Genomic DNA, 24,624 nt, shown 5'->3' on the forward strand with positions numbered 1-24,624 from the left:
CGGCATGACCCAGATCGTCGTGGCCATGGTGGTGATCGTGCTGCTGGCCGGAGTGGTGGTCGTGTACGTCGCCTTCCCGCACCGCGGCGAGGACATCCCCGGTGCTCCCTGGCTGGGGCGGCTGATGCACAAGGGCGCGCAGTCGCTGCCCACCGTCGAGCCCGAGCCCGGCGACGTGGTGCCGCCCGACGACCCGGCCGACGAGGCCGCCGAGTCGCCGATCGCCACCAGCCCCGCGCAGCCGGGTGAGCCGGGCCTCGGGCCCCTGCCGGGCGAGCGCGGAGGGTCCCACCGCGCCTGAGGCGGTCCGCACCGCTGCTGGTTGGATGGTCGCCATGGGTGACTGGCTCTACCTGATCATCGGCATCGCCGTCGTGGCGATCGGCATCGTCGCCGGCCTGGTGACGAGCGGCCGTCGGCGCAGGCCCTCCGAGGTGCCCGCGCCCACGCGGCGTACGGACGTCATCGCTCCTCACGAGCAGCCCGCCGACGTCCCGGTCGCGGACGACCTGCTCGTCGAGGAACCGCCGGCCCCGACGGTCGAGAAGCCCGAGACGACGGCGTCCCGGTTGGTGCGGTTGCGTCAGCGGCTGGCCGGCGCGCAGGGCGGGTTCGGCCGCGGCCTGCTCAACCTGCTGTCCCGCGACCGGCTCGACGAGGACACGTGGGAGGCCATCGAGGACACCCTCCTGACCGCCGACGTCGGCGTGGCGCCCACCCAGGAGCTCGTCGAGGGCCTGCGCACCCGGTTGCGCGTCGACGGGTCCCAGGCCGGTGACGCGAAGACCGTGCTGCGCGAGGAGCTCGTGAAGCTGGTCGACCCGACCATGGACCGGCGGCTGCAGATCACCGGCGCCGACGGGCACCCGGGTGTCGTGCTGGTCGTCGGCGTGAACGGCACCGGCAAGACCACGACGGTCGGCAAGCTCGCGCGGATCCTGGTCGCCGAGGACAAGACGGTCGTGCTCGGGGCGGCCGACACGTTCCGGGCGGCCGCCGTCGACCAGCTGGCCACCTGGGGCGAGCGGGTCGGCGTCGAGGTGGTCCGCGGCGCCGAGGGCGGCGACCCCGCGAGCGTCGCGTTCGACGCGGTGAGGGAGGGCGCCGACCGTGGCGTCGACACCGTCATCGTGGACACCGCCGGGCGCCTCCAGAACAAGGCCGGCCTGATGGACGAGCTCGGCAAGGTCAAGCGCGTCATCGAGAAGGTCGCCCCGGTCACCGAGGTGCTTCTCGTGCTCGACGCCACCACGGGGCAGAACGGCATGAGCCAGGCCCGGGTCTTCGCGGAGGTCGTGGACGTCACCGGCATCGTCCTCACCAAGCTCGACGGCTCCGCCAAGGGCGGCATCGTGATCGCGGTCCAGCGCGAGCTCGGCGTCCCGGTCAAGCTCGTCGGTCTCGGCGAGGGTGCCGACGACCTGGCGCCGTTCGACCCGGGTGCGTTCGTGGACGCGCTGCTCGGCTGAAGCCATTGGTCACAAACGCCGTGTGAGAGCGCTCCCAAAGCGGCGTTTGGTCCCAAACGCCACTTACCGATCGATCGTCAGCGTCCCAACAGCCGGGCCGCGTCGTCGAGCAGCACCTCGGCGCGGTGGTCGAAGGAGTGCTCGCGCATCACGATCTCGGCGAGCTCTCGGCGTACCTCGTACGACGGGAACGCCGCGGCCGGGTCGGCGAGCAGCGGACCCATCTCCTGCTCGTCGTGGAAGGTGCGGACCACGTCGCCGAACACCTCGGCGAGCCCGTCGATCTCGTCGGTGACCAGCCGGGCGGCGCAGGCGGTCACGTCGAAGAGCCGGTTGGCGAGGAACCCGTCGCGGCGCATGTCGTCCCAGTGGTCGTTGAGGACCACGCCGGCCGAGGCGTAGAGCGCGCCGAGGTCCTCGTTGGCGACCACCTTGGAGGCGATCAGGTTGGGCGCAAGGAACCGCTCCCAGTCCGACCCGTGCACAACGACGTCCGCGCCGACGGCCAGCGCCGAACGCACCGACTTGCGGTAGACGTCGCGGGAGTTGCCGACGAACAGCACCGCAGGTCCGGTGTCCGGCGCGGCGCGTTCGGGGTTGAAGTTCCTCGGGTCGGTGCACTGGAGCAGCGGCACGACCGGTACCCCGGTGGCCGCGGTGGTCGCGGACGCCCAGGTCGAGCTCGCGGCGTACACCCGGTCGTACGACGCCAGCTCGGCCCCGTCGACGAGGTCGGGGTGGCTGATCACCCAGGCCAGGTTGACGCGGCCCGGACGCGGTACGACGCGGTCGAGCCCGCGCAGCACGAGCACGACGTCGTCGAGGTCGCGGGTGTCGCGGTGCCGCAGGTCGCGGGTGTCGATGGTGACCCGCTGGCCGAGCCGCTCCAGCGCCTCGGCCATCGAGCGGGCGAAGTGCATGTCGCCCCAGCGCTGGCCGCGACGACCGGACGGGGCCGCGATGTCCAGCGCCCACCGCAGCGCCGGCGGGCCCTCGGTGACGGTGGCCCGCAGCGGCCGCACGACCGTGCGCGGGGTCAGTGCCGGGAAGACCAGCGGGTCGACCTCGGTGCCGGGGACGGCCGTGCGGTCCTCCCAGCGGCGGCCGACCACCTCGAAGCCGGCCCGGCCCCACGCGTCCTCGGAGCCCGCGGGCGACGTCGCCCTGAGGGCTTGGAGGGCCAGCACGCCGTCGGCGGCGCTGTCGAGGCGTGGCAGCTGACCGGCCTTGAGCACCAGCGGGTTCTGGGTGACCACCACCGTGCAGCCCAGCCCCTGCTCGGCGGCACGCAGCCCCAGGTCGACCTCGGGCATCGCGTCGCCCGCGCGCACGTCGTACCCGCCCAGCCGGACGAGTGCCGACGCCCGGACCGCGATGACGGGGGAGAGCGGCGCCGGCACCACGGGGTACGTCAGGGCCTGCGCGTCCCGGACCGGGTGTCCGGCGAGGAACGGCTCGGGGTGCGGGCGCCCGCGGCCGAACACCGCACCCGCGCTGACGATCAGTCCCGGCCGGTCGACGACCAGCGGCTGGGCGATCGCCACCTCCTCGTCGACGAGGACGTGCGAGAGCGAGTGGAAGCCGTCGCGCGGCGGGTTGGCCGTGGTGCGCGCCAGCACGACGGTCTCGCCGGTCGTGGTCGCGATGCCGAGGTTCGCGGCGACGGCCGCTCCGATGCGGGCGAGCGGGGAGAGGAGGGTCGCGTTCCGGTACGTCGACAGCAGCATCGCCAGGGGCAGCTCGACGGCGCGGGGGAGCCGGGTCCCGACCACGACGAGCTCGATGTCCGCGGCCTCCCGGGCGCGGGCCATGGTGCGCGTCACCCAGCGCACCGTCCGGTCGAGGTCGGCGCCGGCGAGGAGCACGATGCTGGTGCGCCGCGCCTCCCGGGGCTGGTGCTGCGCGGTCTCCCAGTCGACGAGGTGCCGCTCGAGCACCTTCGCGCTCCAGCGGCCGTCGTCGGCGCGGGCATCCTCGTCGCGGTCGAGCAGCACGTGCGGGACCAGTCGCAGCGGCGCCTCCGCCGACAGCTTGAGCAGCAGGTCGAGCGACTCGGCGCCACCGAGCGACTCGTCGAACCCGCCGACCGATGCGACGAGGTCGCGCCGGGCGACCAGCGACGCCAGGTCGACGTGGTCGAGGGCGAGCAGGTGGTCGCGACCGCCCTCGACCGCGATGTACCACTCACCGTCGGCCGCCTTGACCCGCATGGCGGCGTGCGCGAGGCCGGCGCCGTCGGCCTCGAGGCTGCCGAGCATGACGCTCAGGAAGTGGGGGCTCCAGGTGTGTGCGGTGTCGGCGAACGCGACGTACCTCCCGCGCGCCTTGTCGAGCCCGGCGTTGCGGGCCCGGGCCAGGCTGCCTTCCTTGCCGCGCGGGACCGTGACGGTGACGACGCGCGGCTCGAACGCCGACACGCCCGTCAGCACGGCCGCGGTGTCGTCGGCCGACCCGTCGTCGACGATGACCAGCTCCCAGGCGCCGAACGTCTGCGCCTGCACGGCGTCGACGGCCTTCCGCAGCCGCGGGCCGTCGTCGCGGACGGCGAGCACGACGGTCACCAGCGGGTCGGTGCCGTCGACCCGCGGGAGCGGCGGCACCGGTCCGGGCTGCGGCCGGTGGCGGGTACGCCGCGACACCAGGCGCACGTCGGCGGTCTCGGCACGTTTCGCGGCGGCGTCCAGGGCGTCGGCACGCAGCCGGCCCCACGTCACGGCCGGGACACCCTCGGGCACCGGCACCTGCGTCGACTCGTCGGCGTGCCGGACCCACCACGCGAGCGGGCCGTAGGCGTCCTCGCCCGCCGCGCGGTGCTGGGCCACGATCCGGTCGACGTCGACGAGCGGGTGCGGTGAGGTGCGCAGGCCGGCGCGGCTGTCGCGGAGGTAGTCCAGGAGCGGGTCGCCGCCACGTTCGCTGCGCGCCTTCGACGCGGCGTACCAGGCCCCCTCGAACAACGGGTGCGGCGAGCAGTCGCCCGCCCCCTCGAGGTACCGGTCGGCGGCGTCCTCGTCGGAGGCGAAGACCACGCCGAGCTGGGCGCCCACCCAGTCGCGGTCGAGGAGGCCGGAGGCGAGCACGGTCGCCCGGGCGTTGCGGTCAGCGGCCACGGCGGTACTCCACCTGGCGGCGCAGCGGCATCAGGGTGGGCGGCGTCGGACGCAGCTTCTCGGTGGGCCGGGGCGGGTAGAAGACGGCGGTGTCGGCCATGAACTGGCGCACTCCCGCGAACGCCTCCGGCAGCTGTTGCTCGCAGTAGGTGAGCAGCTTGTCGGCGCCGAGGCCGTAGGGGTCGAAGCGGAGGGTGTCGAGCTTGACGTACGGCAGCCGCCCGCCGTCCAGCGCCCGGTCGGCCAGCGCCGCCGAGGGGTTCCACGGCTCGCGCGCCCACTCGCGGCGCTTCTCGACGCCCTCGCGGGTGCGTTCGGCGCCCAGCCGGTGCATCGCCCACCAGCGCACCCGTCGCCGGGCCAGCCGGCGGTCCGCATCGGTCTCCTGGAAGTAGGAGCCGGAGCGGAAGCCCGCGCAGTGCAGGCCGCCGCTCAGGCCGACCTCGTGCTGCATGATCACCTGCCGCCGCGTCGACAACGGGTCGAGCCCGGTCCAGAACCGGCGGAACGTCTCGGACCCGACCACCCAGGGGCGGAAGGCGACGAAGAAGCTCTGCACGTGAGGGGCGACCCGCTCGGTCCGGGTGAGGCCCCAGAAGTCCACGGCCTGGCCGGACATGGCGGCGAAGATCTCGTCGTACGGCTTCACCGGCACGTAGGTGTCGTTGCAGATGACGACCTCGTCGTACGCCGACAGGTCGCCGGCGCGGTGCAGCCCGACCTGGTAGCTGGTGAAGTCGTAGCCGTAGTTGGGCCGCTCGGTGAGCTCGGCGTGCCGGCGCAGCCAGGCGCGGGAGTCGTCGGTGAGATCGGCGGCGGAGACGACGAGCAACCGGTCGACGGCGGCGGCGACGGACTCGACCTGGCGGCGGACGTGGGGTCCGAGGCCACCTCGGTGGTCGTAGTGGGCCATCACGGCCAGTCGTCGCGTCATCGGTGGCTCACCGGGGTCAGGTTATCGAAACGGGGCGTCGGGACCGGGCCCTGACCCGTTCACACCGATGTAACACGGGAGCGGCACTTCTTTTCCTGACCGAAACCTGGCGCGGTGCACGTCGAAACCTCCCCTCGTGAGGCTTCTGGGCAACCGGGCGGTGCGTGCGCGACAAGGGGGTCGACGGCGCGACCGGCCCCGACAACCCGCTTTCCTGGAGGTTCCATTGGACGGCTACTACGCCTGGATGATCGTGGCGACAGCCCTCGTCCTGATGATGACCACTCCCGCGCTGGCTCTCTTCTACGGCGGGATGAGCCGCTCCAAGTCGGTGCTCAACATGATGATGATGTCGTACGTCGCGATGGGCGTCGTCGGCATCGTCTACGTGCTGTGGGGCTGGTCGATGTCGTTCGGCGGCGACGGCACGTTCTTCGCCAACCCGTTCACCCTGTTCGGTCTCAAGGACGTCGACTGGACCAGCTACATCGCGGTCTGCTTCCAGCTGACGTTCGCGGTCATCACCGCGGCGCTGATCAGCGGCGCCATCGCGGACCGCGTGAAGATGTCCGCCTGGGTCGTCTTCCTGCCGCTGTGGGTGACCCTCAGCTACTTCCCGATCGCCCACATGGTGTGGGGCGGCGGGTTCATCGCCGAGCACCTCGCCGCGCAGGACTACGCCGGCGGCACGGTGGTGCACATCAACGCCGGTGTGGCCGGCGGCGTGCTGGCGCTCATCATCGGCAAGCGGGTCGGCTGGCCCAAGGAGCAGATGAAGCCGCACAACCTGACGCTGACGATGATCGGCGCCGGACTGCTCTGGTTCGGCTGGTACGGCTTCAACGTCGGCTCGATCGTGTTCGCGGCCGGCGACGGTGGTGAGAAGGACACGGCCCAGTTCATGTCCGAGACCGGGGTCACGTTCCTCAACACGACCATCGCGACGATGGCCGCGATGCTCGCCTGGATGGCGATGGAGCGCGTGCTCCACGGCAAGGCGACCTCGCTGGGCGCGGCGTCCGGCATCGTGGCCGGCCTAGTGGCAATTACGCCGTCCTGCGGCGCGGTCGACACGGTCGGTGCGATCGTCATCGGTGCCGTCGCCGGCGCGCTGTGCGCCTGGGCGGTCGGCCTCAAGTTCCGGTTCGGCCTCGACGACTCGCTCGACGTGGTCGGCGTGCACCTGGTCGGCGGCCTGGTCGGCACGCTCCTCATCGGCCTGCTGTCCTCGTCCGCGGCTCCGGGTGGCGTGGACGGCCTGTTCTACGGCGGCGGGCTGCACTCGCTCGGCGTCCAGGCCGGCGCCGCCGGCATCGCGATCCTGTGGAGCGGTGTGTTCACCGCGATCATCGGCTTCGCGATCAAGTACACGATCGGGTGGCGCGTCGACGCCGAGGCCGAGGTCGAGGGCATCGACAGCGACCAGCACGGCGAGACCGCATACAACCTCCACGCCGGGCTCGGGGGCAGCCTCACCGGCTCCTCCTCGTCCGTCCTCAGCAAGAGCATCCAGACCGAAGGGGCCAACGCATGAAGCTCATCACCGCGGTGGTCAAACCGCACAAGTGGGACGACGTCCGGGAGGCGCTGGAGACCTTCGGCGTGACCGGCATGACCGTCAGCGAGGTCAGCGGCTACGGCCGGCAGAAGGGCCACACCGAGGTCTACCGCGGCGCCGAGTACGACATCGCGCTGGTGCCCAAGATCCGCATCGAGATCGTCGTCGACGACGGCGACGCGGACGACGTCCTGGGCATCATCGTCAAGACCGCGCAGACCGGCCGGATCGGCGACGGCAAGGTCTGGGTCAGCCCGGTCGAGACGGTGGTCCGGGTCCGCACCGGGGACCGCGACCAGGCAGCCCTGTAGTGGGCCGGTAGTTTCCAGCGGTGGCCGCTCGCGACCGCCAGGCCAGGACGGAGGCCGCCGACGCCCAGTGCGCGGCGGCCTTCGTCGCGGCCGGTCTCCCGGAGTCCGGCTGCGCGATGGTGGCGGTCGGCGGGTACGGACGGGCCGAGCTGGCGCCGTACTCCGATCTCGACGTCGCGTTGGTGGGGGACGACGGCGTCGACCTCGGTGACGGCGCCGAGCGGGTCTGGTACCCGCTGTGGGACTCCGGCAGCCGCCTCGACCACTCGGTGCGCACCGCCAGCGGCCTGATGGACATGGCCGACCAGGACCTGCGGGTCGCGCTCGGCCTGCTCGACCTCAGGCACGTCGCCGGCGACCCCGGGCTGACGCTGCGGCTGCGCACGCAGATCCTCACCAGGTGGCGGCGTACCGCCCGCGACCGGCTGCCCGAGCTGCGGCGGATGGTCGACGCCCGGCACGAGCTGATGGGCGAGCTGGCGCACGTCTCGGTGCCGGACATCAAGGAGGCCGAGGGCGGCCTGCGCGACGCGACCGTGCTCAAGGCGCTGGTCGCGACCTGGCTGGTCGACGTGCCGCACGTCGACCTGGAGCGCAGCAGGCTCGCGCTGCTGGACGCCCGCGACGTGCTGCACGAGGTGGCCGGCCGGCCTACCGACCGGGTCGGGCCGGACACGTGGACCGAGCTGGCCCCGGGGCTGGGGCTGGCCGACGCGGGGGAGGTGCAGCGGTACCTGCGCGAGCTCGGTCGGCGCATCGCCCACCTGACGCGCCTGACCTGGCGGCGTACCGATGCGGTCCTGGCCAGGCCCGTCTCCACGACCGGCCCGCGCCGGCCTGCCCTGGAGACGCTCGCTCCCGGTGTCGCCCTGTCGGCGGGGGAGGTGGTGCTCTCCGCCGACGCCGACCCGGCCCGCGACCCGCTGCTCCTGCTGCGCGCCGCGGCCCTGGCCGCCGAGCGCGACGTCGAGCTGTCACCGGCCACCGCGGCGCGGCTGGTACGTGAGGGCGCCGCCCTGCCGGACCCCTGGCCGGACGCCGCGCGGCAGCTGTTCGTGCGGCTGCTCGCGTCCGGGCGCGGGCTCCGCGCGGTGTGGGAGACGCTGGAGGAGACCGGGGCGCTCGAGGGCCTGCTGCCCGAGTGGGAGCGGATCCGGCTGCTGCCGCACGCGTCGGTGATCCACCGGTTCACCGTCGACCGGCACGTCGTCGAGACCTGCATCGAGGCGTCCGCGCTGATCCGGCTCGTGGCCCGGCCCGACGTGCTGATGGTCGCGGCGCTGCTGCACGACATCGGCAAGGGCGAGCTGACCGAGCACAGCGTCGCCGGGGAGCCGATCGCGCGGGCCGTCGCGCTGCGGATGGGCTTCGACGCGGCGGGGGTGTCACTGGTGGGGACGCTCGTACGCCGCCACCTGCTGCTCGCCGACGTCGCGACGACCCGCGACCCGGACGACCCGGCGACGGCGGCCCTCGTGGCGTCCCAGGTCGGCAGCTCGGAGGCGCTGTCGCTGCTGCGTGCCCTCTCGGAGGCCGACGCCCGCGCGACGGCACCCAAGGCGTGGTCGGCGTGGCGCGCAGGCCTGGTGGACGCGGTGACCCGCCGTGCGTCGTCGGTGCTGGGGGGTGCTGATGCGCCGTCCGACGTACCTCCCGTGGCTCCGGTCGCCACCGAGCTCGAGGTCCCGAAGGTGGTGCGGAAGGGTGGGTTCGGCATCGGCGTCGAGCCCGGCGACGACGGGGCCCGGGTGACCGTGATGGCCCCGGACCGGGTCGGGCTGCTGGCCGACGTGGCGGCGCTGTTCGCGATGCAGCGCGCCGCGGTACGCGCGGCGCGGGCCTGGAACCAGGGCGACGTGGGCGTCTCGGTCTGGGACGTCGCCGAGGAGCACCTCGACGCCGCGGTGCTGCGGCAGCGGTTCGACGCGATCGTCTCCGGCCGGGTCGACCCCGGCCCGCGGCTGCGGCGCGGGATCGGCGACGGGCTGGCCCCGACCGTCGTCGTACGGCCCGAGGCCTCCTCGCACGCCACCGTGATCGAGGTACGGGCCGCGGACCGGATCGGCGTGCTGTACGTCGTCTGCGCCGCCCTGGCCGCCGAGGACGTCTCGGTCCGCTCCGCCCACGTCGACACCCTCGGCCCCCAGGCCGTCGACGTCTTCTACGTCCAGGAGTCCGGCGCCGGCCCCCTCTCCGACCACCGCGCCTCCGACGCCGCCCACGCCGTCCGCGACGCCCTCACGTCCGCGGGGGCGGGCGGTGGGGCGGGGGTGCTGTAATCGCGCGATCGCGGCCGTACAGCAGATTTCCGGCCCCGAAACCTGCAATTCGGCCGCGATCGCGCCATTTCCGGCACCCTCAGCCCGACCGCGACCGCCTGATCCGTACCGCGCGGGGCGAGCCGTCGGGGCCGTTGACCAGGCGGACCGGGTCGTCCTCGTCGTCGGGGGTGGGGGCGACCGGGCCCTTGTGCTCCTCGGCCTTGAGGTCGCGTTGGGCCTTGGCCTGGGCGGGGTCGAAGACGTCGATGAAGTTGCCGAAGGCGTCCCCGATGCCGCCGAGACCGTCGCGGCCGCCCGGACGGTCGAGGGAGCGCTGGAAGCGGACGATGACGTACGCCGTCACCAGGACCATCGCCACCGCGATGCCGCACACCGTCAGCAGCTCCTGCACCGCCCCAGCGTGACCGCGGGAAGGCCGCTACTCAAGGGCCTATGACATAGCCTTGGGAGGCTGCTGCCCCACGCAACGACACCCTGCTACGAACCAGAGGACCATTCTTTGTTCGCCACGCTCTCCGACCGCCTCGCCGATGCCTTCAAGAACCTCCGCGGCAAGGGCCGGCTCTCCGAGGCCGACATCGACGCCACCGCGCGCGAGATCCGCATCGCGCTGCTCGAGGCCGACGTCGCGCTGCCGGTCGTCAAGGACTTCGTGGCCGCCGTCAAGGAGCGGGCGCGCGGCGAGGAGGTCAGCGGCGCGCTGAACCCCGCCCAGCAGATCGTCAAGATCGTCAACGAGGAGCTCGTCAACATCCTCGGCGGGGAGACCCGGCGGCTGCGGTACGCCAAGTCGGGCCCGACCGTCATCATGCTCGCCGGCCTCCAGGGCGCCGGCAAGACGACCCTGGCCGCCAAGCTGGCCCACTGGCTCAAGGAGCAGGGCAAGACGCCCATGCTCGTGGCCGCCGACCTCCAGCGCCCCAACGCCGTGACCCAGCTCCAGGTGAACGGCGAGCGCGCCGGCGTACCCGTCTTCGCCCCCCAGCCCGGCAACGGCGTCGGTGACCCGGTCGAGGTCGCCCGCCAGTCGATCGAGGAGGCCAAGCGCAAGCTCCACGACGTGGTCATCGTCGACACGGCCGGCCGGCTCGGCGTGGACGCCGAGATGATGGCCCGGGCCGCGTCCATCCGCGACGCGGTCCAGCCCGACGAGATCCTGTTCGTCGTCGACGCGATGATCGGCCAGGACGCCGTCACGACGGCCCAGGCGTTCCTGGACGGGGTCGGGTACGACGGCGTCGTGCTCACCAAGCTCGACGGCGACGCCCGAGGCGGTGCCGCGCTGTCGATCGCGTCGATCACCGGCAAGCCGGTCATGTTCGCCTCCGCCGGCGAGAAGGTCACCGACTTCGACGTCTTCCACCCCGACCGGATGGCCTCGCGCATCCTCGACATGGGCGACGTCATGACCCTGATCGAGCAGGCCGAGAAGGCGTTCGACCAGGAGCAGGCGCTCAAGGCCGCGCAGAAGCTCTCGGGCCAGGGTGGGGACTTCACCCTGGACGACTTCCTCGAGCAGATGCAGCAGGTCCGCAAGCTCGGCTCGATGCAGAAGATCATGGGGATGCTGCCCGGGATGGGCCAGTTCCGCGAGCAGCTCGAGAACTTCGACGAGCGCGAGATCGACCGCATCCAGGCGATCATCCGGTCGATGACGCCGGCCGAGCGCGACAACCCCAAGATGATCGACGGCTCGCGGCGGGCCCGCATCGCCAAGGGCTCCGGCCGCCAGGTCTCCGACGTCAACAACCTCGTCGACCGGTTCTTCGAGGCCCGCAAGATGATGATGTCGTTCGCCAAGGGCGGCGGGCTCCCGGGGATGCCGGGGATGCCCGGCATGGCCGCCGTGGGCGGCCGCAAGAACAAGGGCAAGGCCAAGCCGGCCAAGGGCCGTCGCGTCTCGGGCAACCCGGCCAAGGCGGCCGCCGAGGAGAAGGCCCGTCAGGAGAAGGCGGCATCGACAGGAAACGGCACCAACCCGTTCGGCAACCCAGGCGGGGAGGAGATCGACTACGAGAAGGCCGCTGCGGCCCTCGAGCTGCCGAAGGACTTCTCGAAGTACCTCAAGTGAGCAGCGTCCTCGTCATCGACTCGGCCAACGTCGTCGGCTCGCAGCCGGACGGTTGGTGGAAGGACCGCGGTGCGGCCACGCGCCGCCTCCACGAGCGCCTGATGGTCGCCGACCTGTCGCACGACGAGGTCGTGCTCGTGCTCGAGGGCGGGGCGCGTGGCGGCGTACGTCGCGGGCGCGACGCCCACGTGCGTGTCACCCACGCCTCGGGCCAGGGTGACGACGCGATCGTCACCGAGGTCACCATCCTCCGCAAGGCCGGCCACGACGTCACGGCCGTCACCGCCGACCGGATGCTGGAGGCGCGCCTGGAGGGTCTCGGCGCCCAGGTCGTCGGCCCCGCCTGGCTGCTCGAGCAGCTCACGCCCGCCTGACGCTCGAGCCGCTTGTAACGCGGTGTTAGACCGTCTTCCCACGCGTTAGAACACGTGGGAAGACGGTCTAACACCGCGTTACAAGCAGTGTCGGCGCCGCCCCCTAGCGTCCGGCGTCATGGAGACGGTGGAGTGGAAGGTCCGGGGGCGGTTCTCCCTGCGGGAGGCGATCGGGTTCGGCTTCGGGTACACCCAGGCGAGCGCCGGCGACGTGATGCGGCTGGCGTTCGTCCTCGACGGGTACGACGAGCACGCCGGCGTCGCCGTCACGCAGCCGGCCGCGGAGGTGCTGGAGATGACCGTCGCCGGCACCGACCGGGTCGACGCGGCGGCCGCCCAGGCGGCCCCGGATCCTGTCGGTCGACGTCGACGCGACGTCGTACGACGCGCTGGTGGACGGCGACCCCTTGCTGGCGACGGCTCAGGCGGCGCGGCCCGGGCTCCGGCCGGTGCTCTTCCAGTCGGCGTACGAGGCGCTGCTCTGGGCGGTGCTGTCGGCCCGCCGGCCCATGAAGCAGATGGCGGAGGTACGTGCCGAGCTGTCCCGCGCGCACGGTCGCGTCCTGACGGTGGCAGGGGAGGAGCTGCCGGCGGTGCCGACGCCCGCGCGGCTGCTCGAGGTCGACGCGTTCCCCGGGATCCCCGAGGTGAAGATCGAGCGGTCGCACGCGGTGGCCGAGCGGGCCGTCGCGGGGGAGCTGGACACCGCCACCCTGCGCGCCCGGGACGCGGCCGAGGTCGAGCGGGACCTGCAGGGGCTGCCGGGGATCGGGCCGTTCTACAGCCAGCTCGTGAGCGTGCGGGCGCTCGGTCAGACCGACGTCCTCCCGACCACCGAGCCGCGGGTGGTCGCCGAGACCGGCCGGCTGCTCGGCCGCCGGCTGGACGCCGCGGGCTTCGCCGAGGTCGCCGAGGCCTGGCGACCGTGGCGCACGTGGGCGTCGGTCGCGATCAGGGCGTCTAGCGCCCGATGAGCTGCCGGGCCCGCTCCTCCCGCTCCTGGCGGTGCAGGTCGCGGACGGCGTTGAAGGTCCAGACCTTGTTCAGCACGAACGACACCGGCGTGACCAGGGCGATCACGATCAGCTGCGCCCAGTAGAGGCGGGTGCGGAACCCGGACGAGTCGTCGAAGACCGACGTCGGCAGCGAGATCGGCGAGCCGGGGTGCATCAGCGCGGTCAGCACGACGAGGCCGACCGCCTGGCCCAGGGCGCCGACGACGAGGAAGGGCCAGTACTCCTTCCACCAGGCGGCGTGCCGCGAGGTCTGGAAGGCCCAGGTGCGGTTGAGCTGGAAGTTCCACAGGTTCGCCACGAGGAAGGCGAAGGTCGAGAACACGTGGTACCAGCGGATGTTGAACTCGCTGAACGGCAGCCCCACGATGGCCTGGTCGTGCGCCGGCCCGAGCTTGTTGGCCACGATCAGCGCGATCATGTTGACGACCACGCCGGAGATGCCGACGGCACCGAAGCGCGCGAGCAGGATGAGGTTGCGGCGGTGCCGCACCAGCACGCTCTCGCCCAGCCGGGTCATCAGGCTCACTCCACGAGGCTAGCCCGGCGTCCAGGGGCACCGAGGGGATACGTTCACATCCATGCCGACGAGCCAGCTCTTCCGCGGCCCGGTGCTCCCCGACGGCGAGGCCCGCGACCTGTACGTCGTCGACGGCCGGGTGACTCTCGAGCCTCAGGCCGGCGCGGAGACCGTGGCGGAGGGGTGGATCGTCCCGGGGCTGGTGGACGCCCACTGCCACATCGGCCTGGACGACCACGGCGCGATCCCCGACGACGAGGCCGAGGCGCAGGCGGTCCAGGACCGTGATGCCGGCGCGCTGCTCATCCGGGACGCCGGCTCGGCCGCCGACACCCGCTGGATCCACGACCGCGACGACCTGCCGCGGCTGATCCGGTGCGGCCGGCACATCGCCCGCACGAAGCGGTACATCCGCAACTACGCCGACGAGGTCGAGCCCGGCGAGCTGGCCGCCGCCGCGGCTCATGAGGCCCGGGCAGGCGACGGCTGGATCAAGCTGGTCGGGGACTGGATCTCCCGCGACGAGGGCGACCTCGCGCCGTCGTTCCCGGCCGACGCGTTCGCCGAGGCGATCGCCGCCGCGCACGCCGAGGGTGCCCGGGTGACGGCGCACTGCTTCGGCCACGACGTACTTCCGGGCCTGATCGACGCGGGCATCGACTGCATCGAGCACGGCACCGGCCTCGACGGGTCGCTCATCGACGCGATGGCCGCCCGCGGGACCGCCCTGGTGCCGACGGTGATGCAGCTGGACAAGTTCCCCGAGTACGCCGAGGCCGGCCAGGCCCGCTTCCCGGCGTACGCCGCCACCATCACCGACCTGCACGCCCGACGTCGCGCCACGATCATGGCGGCGTACGACGCGGGCATCCCGCTGTACGCCGGGTCCGACGGCGGCGGCGTCAGCCGCCACGGCAACCTCGCCGGCGAGGTGCTCGCGATGGCCGAGCTCGGCATGCCGCCGGAGTACGCCCTCGGTGCCGCCTCGTGGCGGGCCCGCGAGTGGCTGGGCTGGAACGCGACGCTCGACGAGGGGGCCCCGGCCGACCTCGTGGTGTACGACCGGGACCCCCGTGCGGACCTGACGGCCCTGCTCTCGCCGCGACGGGTGGTGCTGCGAGGCGCCGTCGTCGCCTGATCCCTCACTTGGGGCCGTAGGTGCAGGCGAGCGGCAGGTGCGCGCTCGTCTCCCCCCAGTTCGCGACGGCCTCCACGGAGAGGTGGCAGGGCAGCGCCGGGTGGTCCAGCGTCGTGTAGCCGTTGCCGCGCATCGTCGGGAACTGGTTCTGGGCCTCGGCTCCGCCGCCGGTCAGCACCAGCCCGGACAGGGCAGCCGCGGCGACGGTGGTGAGGACGGTGGTGCGGAGGTTGGTGCGGGTCTTGCTGGTCATCGGAGTGTCCCTTCGGTGGTGGTCGAACCCGGATGTCGGGCTCGTCACCGAGACTGCGCACCACCGGTATCGGAGCCCCGCCGAGGAGGTATCAGCCCGGTATCAGCGCCGTTGACCGGGTTTCGCCACCGGCTGACAATCACGAGGTGCGCCGCCTCCGCGTGCTCGGTCCGCTCGAGGTCGACGACAGCGGCAAGGCGCTCGGGCCCCGTGACCGGGTCGTCGTCTCGGCGCTCGCGCTGCGCCCGGGGGAGCGGGTGGACGCCGAGATCCTGGCCGAGGCGCTGTGGGGAGAGCAGCCGCCGCCCTCCTGGCCGAAGGTCGTCCAGGGGTGCGTGAGCCGGCTCCGGCAGGCGCTGGGCGTCGACGCCATCGAGACCGTGGCCGGCGGGTACCGGCTGGCGGCCGACCGGCTCGACCTGGACCGGCAGCAGTTCGAGGACCTGGTGACCCGTGCCGAGGAGCACCTGGCGCGCCGGTCGCCGGAGCGGGCGGTCCCACTGTTGCGGGAGGCGCTCGCCCTGTGGCGGGGCCCGGCGTTCGACAGTCTCGAGGAGTGGCTGCCGGGCCGCCTGGAGGCCGTGCGTCTCGGTCAGCTGCGGCTGTCGGCCGAGGAGGACCTGCTGCAGGCACGGCTGGACGCCGGCGACCACCTCGGCGTGGCCGCGGACGGGACCGTGCTGACCGGGCAGCAGCCGTTCCGCGAGCGGCGCTGGGCGCTGCTGGCCCTGGCGCAGTACCGCGGCGGACGTCAGGCCGACGCCCTGGCCTCGATCCGTGCCGCGCGTCGGGCGCTCGGTCAGGAGCTCGGCCTGGACCCCGGCTCCGAGCTGGTCACCCTCGAGTCGCGGATCCTGGCCCAGGACCCCAGCCTGGCCGCCGACCACGAGGTCCGCATCGCTGGGCAGGCCTGTCCGTGGAAGGGCCTCGAGCCCTACCTCGAGGGTGACGGCGACACCTTCTTCGGCCGCGACGCCGACGTCGTGGCGTGCCTGGCCCGGCTCGACGAGGCACCGATCCTCGTGGTCAGCGGCCCCTCCGGATCCGGCAAGTCCTCGCTGGTGCGCGCCGGGCTGGTGCCCCGGCTGCGCCGGGCGGGCAGGCCGGTGGCGGTCTTCACGCCGGGTCGGGACGGGGCCGCCGCGATGGCTGCGGCGCGGCAGCCGTGGCCGGGCCACCCGGTGCTCGTCGTCGACCAGCTCGAGGAGGCCTTCACGCTGGGTGACCCGCAGGAGGCGCTCGCCTGGCTGCGGCAGCTGTCCCGCTACGCGCGCGAGTCGGCTCCCGTCGTCGTCGCCGTGCGGGGCGACCACGTCGCCGCCCTCGCGGCCGAGCCCGAGCTCGCGCGGCTGGTTGAGCGTGGCCTGCACCTGGTCGCGCCGCTGGACGGTGCCGGCGTACGCGAGGTCGTCGAGGGTCCGGCCCGGTCGGCGGGCCTGCGGCTGGAGCCCGGCCTGGTGGACCTGCTCGTGCGCGACGCCGAGGGCCAGCCGGGTGCGCTGCCGCTGCTCTCGCACGCACTCGCCGAGACCTGGCGCCGTCGGGAGGACACGCTCCTGACCGTCGACGGCTACCGCGCGGCCGGCGGGATCCGGGACGCCGTCGCCGCCTCCGCCGAGCGTCTCTACGAGGGCGTCTCGCCCGAGGAGCAGGCCGACGTGCGCTGGCTGATGCTGCACCTGGTCTCCCTGTCGGAGACGGGCGAACCGTTCCGCACGCCGCTCGCCGCCGACGTCGCCACCGGTCTGGGCGACGCGCGCCGCCGGATGCTCGACCTCCTGGTCCGAGGGCGGCTGGTCACCTCGCACGCCCAGGGGTACGACCTCGCGCACGAGGCGCTGGTACGGGCGTGGCCGCGGCTGCGCTCCTGGCTCGACGAGGACCGAGCGGGACAGCAGATCCGACGCCACCTCGCGGTCGCCGCGGCGGGATGGGAGGCGCTCGACCGGTCCGAGTCCGAGCTCTACCGCGGCGCCCGGCTGACGGCCGCGCTCGACTGGCTCGAGCGCGGTCAGGAGCCCCTCGGGGACACCGAGCGGAGCTTCGTGGACGCCTCGCGGGCCGCCGCCGACGCGGACGTGCGCCGCCTGGCCCAGGAGGCCGGACGGCAGCGGGCCCAGAACCGCCGGCTCCGGGTCCTGGTCGCCGCCGCCCTCGCGCTGCTCGTCCTGGCCGGGGTCGCCTGGCAGGTCGCCGTGGACAGAGGTGGCGCCGCGGCCCGCGGCCGCGACGCCGCCACCGCCGCCGCCCGCACGGCCGAGCACGAGTCGATGGTGGCGCGCTCCGTGGCCTTGCGTGCCTCCGACCGACCGGTGGCGGGGCTGCTGGCCGTGCGGGCCTGGCAGGAGCAGCCCGACGTGCTGAGCGAGTCCGCGTTGCTGAGCAACCTGCCTTTCGGGTCAGGCTTTCTCGGCTACCGGGCGAACCCCTTCGGCGCCTTCATGGCCGCCGCCGAGGTGCCGGGGCAGGACCGGTTCCTGGTGGCCTCGGGCACCTCGGTCGGCCTGATGGACCCCGTCACCGGGCGAACGACGGGTCCCGTCCGCAGGTACCTCCCGGCCGTCGAGGTGCCGTCCGTGCTCCGCGTCAGCGCCGACGGCAGGCGCGCGGTCCAGCTGGTGACACCTTCGATCAGCACAGCCTGCCCGCCCAGCTGCCCGGTGATCGCTGTCTACGACCTCCAGCCGCTCCGCGCCCACCGGCGTGCGATCGAGACTGACTTCACGGCGAGCGACGTCGCCGTCAGCCCGGACGGGTCACTCGTCACGGCCGTGGGGGGCGAGGGCCGGTGGGACGTTCGCACCTGGGAGACCGCGTCCGGCCGGCTGGTGGCCCAGGACCGGATGGGCGTCACCGCAGTGGCGTACTCAGGCCCGGACCGGCTCCTCCTGGGCGCTCGGACCGGTCCCTTGCGCGAGGTGTCGGCACGCACGCTCGGTCTCCTACGGTTGCTGCCGGTGCCGGCGAGGACGGCCGACGTACGCATTCTCGTCGCCGGGCGGACCATCGCCGTGGCGGGCACGCGGGGACAGCTGGCCCTCGACCGGCTCTCAGGACGTCGGCTGTGGAGCACGGCGGGTCAGCCGGGCTCGCACGGGTGCGTCCTTCTGACCGTCGCGTTCCGGCCGGGACGGCTTTTCTGCACCACCGGCAGCCTGGTGGAGGAGCGCGACCCCAGGACGGGTCTGCTGGGACAGACGCTCGACTCACAGTTCGGGCCCTTGGGGGCCACGGCAGTGCACAGCGCCTCGGACGGCTCTCAGATACTCGTGGAGTTCCAACACATCGGGGCGTCGTACGCCCGGTGGAACCTCGACGGCCCCGGTCTCGGTGCCCGGCTGCTCGTGCCCGGCGCGGCCGCGGTCGGCGGCTACGACCCGACCGGCCGGTGGTGGCTGGCCCGGGCGGCAGACGGCTCCACCGCGATCCACGACGACCAGGGCCGACGCGTGCTCCGGCTACCCCCGGGGCGGGCCGGCTGGGTGTCGCCGGACACGGTGGCGGTGCTCGGCCGGAAGCCGGTCCTCGTGCAGATACCGAGTCGACGGGTGATGGGGATACCGGTCCCGGGTGCCTCCGCGGCGTACCCCGGGGGCGGCGAGGGGAGGTACGCGTGGGCAGTCAGCCGACGCGGCGACACGACCTTCGTCACCCGCTTCGAGATCGGCGCCGACGACGTGGCGGGTCCGGTCATCGAGCTGCCCGGCGTGGAGGACGCGCGCGTTGCCGCGGACGACCGGCGGGTGCTGGTGACCTACCACTCCCAGGGCCTCCAGGGGTTCCTGCGCGAGTGGGAGACCAGGGAGTTCGACGCGCTGAACGGCGCGGAGGTCTCCCGCGGACTCGAGCGGAACGCCAGCGTCCTGCTCACCTCCGACGGCAACGTCCTCTCCGGTGACGACGACGGGCGGATCGTGGTCGGGCCCGAGATCTTCACCGACGGCATCCTGCTCGCCCGGGCGAAGACAGCCGTGGTCGGAGTGCAGGTCAGCCGCGATCGGTCGCGGGTGCTGGCCACGTCCACCGACCAGGACCTCTACCTCGTCGACTGGTCCTCCCGGGCCCGCCTCGGAGATCCGATCCCCACGCAGCCCCCGGATGGGGTGCGGGGCGGTTGGTTACGCCCCGACGGCCGGGCCCTGCTCATCAACACCCCCGCGGGCGTCGTGCTCTGGGACGTGACTCCGGACGGCATGGTCGAGGCACTGTGCGCGCTGGCAGCGCGGAACCCCACCTACGAGGAGTGGAAGACGTTCTTCGGCGATGTGGAGGCGTACGACGAGCCGGTCTGTCCCGGCTACCCGACCGCCGCAGACCAGGTCGACCAGACGTCCTGACATGTCATCGACGGGTCTCGCGGTAGTGCCGCGCGCCGGTGACCGCCAGCACGCCCGCCCCGGCGAACCCGAACACGAACGGTGAGAAGACGGCCCCGAGGATCGAGCCGACGAAGCTCCAGGCGCCGAAGACGCGCGCGATGCGCAGCTCGCCCTCGGAGCCGTCGCACTCAACGACGACGTGCCCGTTGCCCGTGGGGAACTTCCCGACGCCGACCCACTCGTCGCCGTTCATGCTCACGCTCACGCTGACGTCGGTGTCGATCGGCAGCTCGGTGCCGCTGGTGTCGGTGGTCGAGCAGCCGCGGCTGTCACCGGGCCGGGCCCAGATCATCCGCTCCGTGCCCGGAGGCAGGTCGACCTGGCTGGATCCCGGCACCCGGATGTCGACGGAGTCGGAGAAGACCCGCAGACCCTGGGTCACCGCGACCCCGATGAACACGAGCATCAGCACGAAGCCGAGCACGATGAGCCCGGTCCCGAACAGGTACCAGGCCTTGCGAGGGATCCGGCGCGGCTTCTCCTCCGCGGACCTGGCCGGCTTCGGCGGCGCTGGTGGGTCGCCGTAGGGCCACCCGGGCGGTGGCTGGGCGTACGGCTGCCCGGGTGGCACCTCCGTGGGATCCATGCGACGAATCATGGACGACGCTGCCGTCAGTCAGTCCCGTCCGGGAGGCACGGGTGCACCACGCGCCTCAGGACACGTGCGTGCGACAGCGTGGCGTCGCGACGATCGGCCGTCAGCTCGAGCAGACGGTCGCTGCCACACCTCGCGGTCTCCGGGTCGAAGCCCTTCCGCACCAGTGCCAACGAGACCTCGGTGTGGAGCACGGCCAGGTCCATCGCCGCGTGCGAGCGATCAGCGCCGACCTCGGTCGCCCTCTTCGGTGCGCAGGACTCGAGCACGAGCTGCTGACCGCGCCTCTCGACGTGCGCCGACGCGCGAGGGCCGCGCTCGACCCAGAGCCGAAGGGTGGCACGCATCCGGGTGCGGTCCGCGGGGGTGTCCGCGGCGTAGCTGATGCGCGCGCAGTCCGTGCCGTCGCGCCGGAAGGCGACGTACGCGTCACCGCCCCAACCCCGGGCGGCGGCGAGGGCATCCTCGGGAGCCACCCGCGACGCCAGCAGAACGAGCCACGAGACGGCTCCGAACGTGCCCTCCTGGAAGCGTTCGTCCCCGGCCCGGACCAAGGGAGCTGCCACGGCGAGCGAGCCCTGGTGGTCCTGCACCAGGCTCCACGGATCGAGCAGGTGCTCCTGGGTGCTCGGCGGGGTGAGGAACATGTCGTCGATGCCACGTTCGCCGTGGGCGGCGCGCACGACGTCGACCAGGAGTGCGCCGAGCCTGTCGGGAGCCCCGACCAGCGTCCTGAGCGCGGAGGGTACCGCCGACGACCTGTCCGCCGGAGGCTGGAGACGCGCCGCGTCGGCCTCGAGCAGCTGCTGCGCGGCATCGTCGAGCGTCGCGCGCCACACCGCTTCCACGCGGTCGGCGTCCCCCTCGAGCAGCGCCCGGAAGGCCGACTGCTTGGCGGGGTCACCCTCGAGATCGGCGAGCCGGCTCGTGATGTCGACGTGCTGGTCCTGGAGGGCGTGGGTCAGCTCATGGACCAACGCCGCCTGCAGCGCGGGCGTGAGCTCGGTGCCCCGGAGTCCGACGCGTTGCGTGGACGGGGAGTAGTACCCGAGCGGCACCGGGGTCCCGCGGAGCCGTCCGGAGTCGTTCTCGAGATCGAGCACGCTGCCCACGACGCCGAGAGCGTGGAGCAGACGAGCCGTGTCCTCGATCGTGGCGTGGTCCTGACCGTCCAGGTCGAGATCGGCCGGCGCGGAGCTCGAGAGGAAACGCTCGGGTGGGAGGAAGTCGACGTACACCGGGTGGGCGAAGCGCAGTCCCCGCTCCTTCTCGACCAGCTCGACGAACGGAGCGACACGCTGGTCCCACTGATCGGGATGGTCGACCCCACGCGCGCGAGAACCGATCAGGAGGACCGTGGTGGAGCTCGCCAGGAGCACCCCGAGCGCGAGGACGACGATCGTCCACGGTCGCGCCGCTGCGCGAGCGCGGCATCGTGCCGCCAGGGAGGCGCGCCCGGACGCCATGCGGGTCAGCTCGACCAGCCAGGCATCAGGGGCCGACTCCGTACGGCTCTTCGTCACGTTCGGAGGGTAAAATCCGGACCGAGCGAGCGGAGGCAGAACGTCGCGGAACTGACCGATCGGACGAAGATTCCACCCGATGGGACCAGGACGCCCGTCCCTGTCCGCCGATTGAGCCGCGCGGACCGGCCTCTGGCAGAATGACGCGCTGAGTTCCGTGGCGGGCTGGACCCTCTCATCCGACCCGTGTACGGCGCCCCGAGGACTCTCACCCGGTTCCCCACCTGGCCGCGGAGTCCTCACCACCACCACTTTCGAGGAGACACCACAGACGTGGCCGTCAAGATCCGTTTGAAGCGCCTGGGCAAGATCCGGGTGCCGCAGTACCGCATCGTCGTCGTCGACTCCCGCAAGAAGCGCGACGGCAAGGTGATCGAGGAGATCGGCAAGTACCACCCCAAGGAGGACCCGTCGTACATCGACGTCGTCACCGACCGGGCGCAGTACTGGCTGGGCGTCGGCGCGCAGCCGAGCGAGGCCGTCGAGCAGATCCTCAAGATCACCGGTGACTGGCAGAAGTTCAAGGGCCTGCCGGGCACCGAGGGCACCCTGAAGGTCAAGGAGCCCAAGCGCGACAAGCTCGAGATCTTCAACGAGGCCCTCAAGGACGCCGCGAGCGAGCCCAAGGCCGGCGCGACCACCGCCCGCAAGAAGGCCGAGAAGAAGGCCGAGGAGGCGCCCGCCGCCGAGGAGACCCCGGCTGCCGAGGCTCCGGCTGCCGAGGCTCCCGCCGAGGAGGCCCCGGCTGCCGAGGCTCCGGCTGAGGAGGCCCCGGCTCCGGTGCCCGCCGAGGAGACCCCTGAGGGTGCCGCCGACGCCGCCGAGACCGCTGAGACCGCCGAGGCCGACGCCGAGGCCAAGTCCGGCGACGAGGCCTGAGCATGATGCTCGCCGAGGCACTGGAGCACCTGGTCCGCGGCGTCGTCGACAACCCCGACGACGTCACGGTCCGTGACAAGCAGCTGCGCCGGGGCTCGATCCTCGAGGTGCGCGTGCACCCCGACGACCTCGGCAAGGTGATCGGCCGCAACGGCCGCACGGCGACGGCGTTCCGCACCGTGATCGGGGCCCTCGCGGGCCGCGGCGGAGCGCGGATCGACTTCGTCGACGTCGACCGCGGTCGCTGACACCCTGATCGACCCGGACCGGGCGTCACCCCTCGATGGGGTGGCGCCGGTCGTCATTCCTAGACTCACCCGCGTGGCCCGTGATGATGACAGCGTCGAGGTCGTCGTCGGCCGGATCGGCAAGCCGCACGGGCTCCGGGGCGAGGTCACCGTCGAGGTGCGCACCGACGAGCCGGAGCGCCGCTTCGTCGCCGGGACCACCCTGGCGGCCGAGCCGCCCCGCGGCTCCGCCAGCGGCCTGACCAGCCTGGCGATCGACTCCCTGCGCTGGCACGGGACGACGCTGCTGGTGAAGTTCGCCGAGCTGCCCGACCGCACCGCCGCGGAGGGCGCCCGCGGCACGCTCCTGCTGGCCCACCTCGACGCATCGGAGTCGCCGGCGGACCCCGACGAGTTCTACGACCACCAGCTGGTCGGGCTGCGCGTGGAGGACCTCGACGGCGCCGTCATCGGCGAGGTGACCGGGCTCGTGCACGGCGCCCAGGACCTGCTCGAGGTCCGGGCCACCGACGGCCGCCCGACCCTGGTGCCTTTCGTGGCCGCGCTGGTCCCGGAGGTCGACGTCGCCGCCGGCCGGGTGGTGGTCGCCGACCGCCCCGGGCTGGTCGCCCCCTTCGCCGACGGGGACGCGTGAGACGTGCGGATCGACCTGTTCTCCATCTTCCCGGCGTACTTCGACGCCCTCGACCTCTCGCTGGCCGGCAAGGCGCGCGACTCGGGCCTGCTCGACGTACGCGTCCACGACCTGCGGGACTGGACGCGCGACCGGCACCGCACGGTCGACGACACGCCGTACGGCGGCGGCGCCGGGATGGTGATGAAGCCCGAGCCCTGGGGTGAGGCGCTGGACAGCGTCGACGTGGGCGCCGAGGGCGCGACCCTGCTGGTGCCGACGCCGGCGGGGGAGCGGTTCACGCAGGCGATGGCCCGGGAGCTGGCGGCCCGCTCGCACCTGGTGGTCGCGTGCGGGAGGTACGAGGGGATCGACCAGCGGGTGCCCGAGTACTACGCCGAGCACGTCGCCGGCCGGTTCGAGGTGCGCGAGGTCTCCGTGGGCGACTACGTGCTGAACGGTGGCGAGGTCGCCGCGCTGGCCATCTGCGAGGCGGTCGTCCGGCTGGTTCCCGGGTTCATGGGGAACGCCGGGTCGCTGGTCGAGGAGTCGCACGAGGACGGTCTGCTCGAGGCGCCGGTGTACACCAAGCCGGCATCCTGGCGCGGCCTGGACGTTCCTCCCGTGCTGCTCAGCGGTGACCACGGTGCGATCGCACGGTGGCGGCACGAGCAGTCCGTACGCCGCACCGCCACGCGGCGGCCCGACCTGCTGTCGCCGGCGGTGCTGACCGACGATGTGCTGCTGCACCGTGCCGAGCCCGCGGACGCGGGGGAGCTGTACACCCTGCAACGCGCGTGCTGGCTCCAGGAGATGGAGGCCAACCCGGGGGTGCGCATCCCGGCCCTCGAGGAGTCGCCGGACGACGTGCGCGGCTGGATGGCCCGGGACACGGTCCTGGTGGCCCGGTCGCACGGCCGTCTGGTCGGTGCCGTGCGTGGCGCGGCACGGGGCGGGGTGTGGCACGTCGGTCGGCTGATGGTCGCACCCGACCTCCAGGGCGGCGGGCTGGGCCGGGTGCTGCTCCGCGCGGTCGAGGAGGCGGCGCCGGCCGAGGTGACGTCGTACGCCCTGTTCACCGGTGCCGGGAGCACGCGCAACCAGCGGATGTACAAGAAGGCGGGGTACCGGCTCACCGGGACGCCGGAGCCGGGCGTGGTGTCGATGGTGAAGAAGCGCTAGGTCTCGCTCGGATTTCGGCCCCCGGATGACGTCTGGCAGACTTGCCCGTCGGCCCAGTCGGCCGAAGGGCGAACCGGACAGCAAAGCCGGGGAACCTGCGTCGGGCACCTGCCACAGGGGGCGCTGACGCCGCTGGCCACGATGACTGGACCGATCCCCAACTGCACATCCC

Annotated in this window: 21 protein-coding genes and 1 pseudogene; 15 read left to right on the forward strand and 7 right to left on the reverse strand. The window is 73.0% G+C overall.

Annotated elements, in window-relative coordinates:
• The first annotated feature begins 4 nt into the window (after nt 1–4).
• Both ISU07_RS08520 and ftsY read left to right on the forward strand, forming a co-directional pair.
• Nucleotides 5–301 carry a hypothetical protein gene (locus ISU07_RS08520; protein ID WP_194706339.1) on the forward strand — a complete coding sequence of 99 codons (297 nt, stop codon included), beginning with the start codon at nt 5–7 and terminating at the stop codon, nt 299–301.
• Between the two features lie 34 nt (nt 302–335).
• Complete coding sequence (gene ftsY, locus ISU07_RS08525) at nt 336–1,469, forward strand: signal recognition particle-docking protein FtsY (RefSeq protein WP_194706340.1); 1,134 nt, start codon at nt 336–338, stop codon at nt 1,467–1,469.
• Nucleotides 1,470–1,546: 77 nt separating this feature from the next.
• Here the strand turns inward: ftsY and ISU07_RS08530 are convergent, their stop codons facing one another.
• Both ISU07_RS08530 and ISU07_RS08535 read right to left on the reverse strand, forming a co-directional pair.
• On the reverse strand, nt 1,547–4,579 hold the full coding sequence (locus ISU07_RS08530; RefSeq protein ID WP_194706341.1) for a glycosyltransferase: 3,033 nt from the start codon (nt 4,577–4,579) through the stop codon (nt 1,547–1,549).
• Nucleotides 4,569–5,513: a rhamnan synthesis F family protein gene (locus ISU07_RS08535; protein ID WP_194706342.1), complete on the reverse strand. Its 945-nt coding sequence runs from the start codon at nt 5,511–5,513 to the stop codon at nt 4,569–4,571. Before ISU07_RS08535 ends, ISU07_RS08530 begins: the two co-directional genes overlap by 11 nt.
• Nucleotides 5,514–5,760: 247 nt before the next feature.
• Here ISU07_RS08535 and ISU07_RS08540 point away from each other — a divergent pair, with 247 nt between their 5' ends.
• From ISU07_RS08540 to ISU07_RS08550, 3 genes are read left to right on the forward strand one after another with little or no spacing between them, the layout of a single operon-like run.
• The gene (locus ISU07_RS08540; protein WP_194706343.1) at nt 5,761–7,047 is read left to right on the forward strand and encodes an ammonium transporter; all 1,287 of its coding nucleotides are present in this window, start codon (nt 5,761–5,763) and stop codon (nt 7,045–7,047) included.
• Nucleotides 7,044–7,382 carry a P-II family nitrogen regulator gene (locus tag ISU07_RS08545; protein WP_194706344.1) on the forward strand — a complete coding sequence of 113 codons (339 nt, stop codon included), beginning with the start codon at nt 7,044–7,046 and terminating at the stop codon, nt 7,380–7,382. The genes ISU07_RS08540 and ISU07_RS08545 overlap by 4 nt, the downstream gene beginning before the upstream one ends.
• Nucleotides 7,383–7,402: 20 nt before the next feature.
• The gene (locus tag ISU07_RS08550; RefSeq protein WP_194706345.1) at nt 7,403–9,661 is read left to right on the forward strand and encodes a [protein-PII] uridylyltransferase; all 2,259 of its coding nucleotides are present in this window, start codon (nt 7,403–7,405) and stop codon (nt 9,659–9,661) included.
• A gap of 79 nt (nt 9,662–9,740) precedes the next feature.
• Here the strand turns inward: ISU07_RS08550 and ISU07_RS08555 are convergent, their stop codons facing one another.
• Entirely contained in the window at nt 9,741–10,055 is a 315-nt protein-coding gene (locus ISU07_RS08555) for a hypothetical protein (protein WP_194706346.1), read from the reverse strand.
• A gap of 108 nt (nt 10,056–10,163) precedes the next feature.
• Between ISU07_RS08555 and ffh the strand changes: the two genes are divergently transcribed.
• The 3 genes from ffh to ISU07_RS08570 all read left to right on the forward strand — a co-directional run bounded on the left by ffh (nt 10,164) and on the right by ISU07_RS08570 (nt 13,083).
• Complete coding sequence (gene ffh / locus ISU07_RS08560; protein ID WP_194706347.1) at nt 10,164–11,735, forward strand: signal recognition particle protein; 1,572 nt, start codon at nt 10,164–10,166, stop codon at nt 11,733–11,735.
• Nucleotides 11,732–12,109 (forward strand): hypothetical protein, encoded by a 378-nt coding sequence (locus tag ISU07_RS08565; protein WP_194706348.1) that lies wholly within the window; start codon nt 11,732–11,734, stop codon nt 12,107–12,109. Before ffh ends, ISU07_RS08565 begins: the two co-directional genes overlap by 4 nt.
• 392 nt (nt 12,110–12,501) lie before the next feature.
• Nucleotides 12,502–13,083: a DNA-3-methyladenine glycosylase family protein gene (locus ISU07_RS08570; RefSeq protein ID WP_194706349.1), complete on the forward strand. Its 582-nt coding sequence runs from the start codon at nt 12,502–12,504 to the stop codon at nt 13,081–13,083.
• On the opposite strand, the gene ISU07_RS08575 is transcribed toward ISU07_RS08570, so the two are convergent.
• Nucleotides 13,070–13,642 (reverse strand): GtrA family protein, encoded by a 573-nt coding sequence (locus tag ISU07_RS08575; RefSeq protein WP_194706429.1) that lies wholly within the window; start codon nt 13,640–13,642, stop codon nt 13,070–13,072. The two genes, ISU07_RS08570 and ISU07_RS08575, sit on opposite strands and share 14 nt — an antisense overlap.
• A gap of 61 nt (nt 13,643–13,703) precedes the next feature.
• Between ISU07_RS08575 and ISU07_RS08580 the strand changes: the two genes are divergently transcribed.
• Nucleotides 13,704–14,780 carry an amidohydrolase family protein gene (locus tag ISU07_RS08580; protein ID WP_194706350.1) on the forward strand — a complete coding sequence of 359 codons (1,077 nt, stop codon included), beginning with the start codon at nt 13,704–13,706 and terminating at the stop codon, nt 14,778–14,780.
• Between the two features lie 4 nt (nt 14,781–14,784).
• On the opposite strand, the gene ISU07_RS08585 is transcribed toward ISU07_RS08580, so the two are convergent.
• Nucleotides 14,785–15,033: a hypothetical protein gene (locus ISU07_RS08585; protein WP_194706351.1), complete on the reverse strand. Its 249-nt coding sequence runs from the start codon at nt 15,031–15,033 to the stop codon at nt 14,785–14,787.
• 146 nt (nt 15,034–15,179) lie between these two features.
• Between ISU07_RS08585 and ISU07_RS08590 the strand changes: the two genes are divergently transcribed.
• Nucleotides 15,180–19,370, forward strand: a complete 4,191-nt coding sequence (locus tag ISU07_RS08590) for an nSTAND1 domain-containing NTPase (RefSeq protein ID WP_194706352.1) — start codon at nt 15,180–15,182, stop codon at nt 19,368–19,370.
• A 4-nt stretch (nt 19,371–19,374) separates the two neighbouring features.
• On the opposite strand, the gene ISU07_RS08595 is transcribed toward ISU07_RS08590, so the two are convergent.
• Nucleotides 19,375–19,998, reverse strand: coding sequence for a hypothetical protein (locus tag ISU07_RS08595; RefSeq protein WP_194706353.1), 624 nt, complete (start codon nt 19,996–19,998; stop codon nt 19,375–19,377).
• Nucleotides 19,999–20,024: 26 nt separating this feature from the next.
• On the reverse strand, nt 20,025–21,530 hold the full coding sequence (locus ISU07_RS08600; protein WP_194706354.1) for a hypothetical protein: 1,506 nt from the start codon (nt 21,528–21,530) through the stop codon (nt 20,025–20,027).
• A gap of 273 nt (nt 21,531–21,803) precedes the next feature.
• Here ISU07_RS08600 and rpsP point away from each other — a divergent pair, with 273 nt between their 5' ends.
• The 5 genes and pseudogenes from rpsP (at nt 21,804) to ISU07_RS24445 (ending at nt 24,452) form a co-directional block, all read left to right on the forward strand.
• Complete coding sequence (gene rpsP, locus ISU07_RS08605; RefSeq protein ID WP_194706355.1) at nt 21,804–22,409, forward strand: 30S ribosomal protein S16; 606 nt, start codon at nt 21,804–21,806, stop codon at nt 22,407–22,409.
• 5 nt (nt 22,410–22,414) lie between these two features.
• Nucleotides 22,415–22,657, forward strand: coding sequence for an RNA-binding protein (locus tag ISU07_RS08610; protein ID WP_194706430.1), 243 nt, complete (start codon nt 22,415–22,417; stop codon nt 22,655–22,657).
• 73 nt (nt 22,658–22,730) lie between these two features.
• Complete coding sequence (gene rimM, locus ISU07_RS08615) at nt 22,731–23,291, forward strand: ribosome maturation factor RimM (protein ID WP_194706356.1); 561 nt, start codon at nt 22,731–22,733, stop codon at nt 23,289–23,291.
• Between the two features lie 3 nt (nt 23,292–23,294).
• Nucleotides 23,295–23,981, forward strand: a pseudogene (trmD, locus tag ISU07_RS24440) (tRNA (guanosine(37)-N1)-methyltransferase TrmD); the annotation flags it as partial.
• 102 nt (nt 23,982–24,083) lie between these two features.
• Nucleotides 24,084–24,452, forward strand: a complete 369-nt coding sequence (locus tag ISU07_RS24445) for a GNAT family N-acetyltransferase (protein ID WP_323742508.1) — start codon at nt 24,084–24,086, stop codon at nt 24,450–24,452.
• Nucleotides 24,453–24,624: the final 172 nt, after the last annotated feature.

Origin of the sequence: Nocardioides islandensis (genome assembly GCF_015352455.1) — a bacterium.
In the GTDB taxonomy this organism is placed as follows: Bacteria; Actinomycetota; Actinomycetes; order Propionibacteriales; family Nocardioidaceae; genus Nocardioides; species Nocardioides islandensis.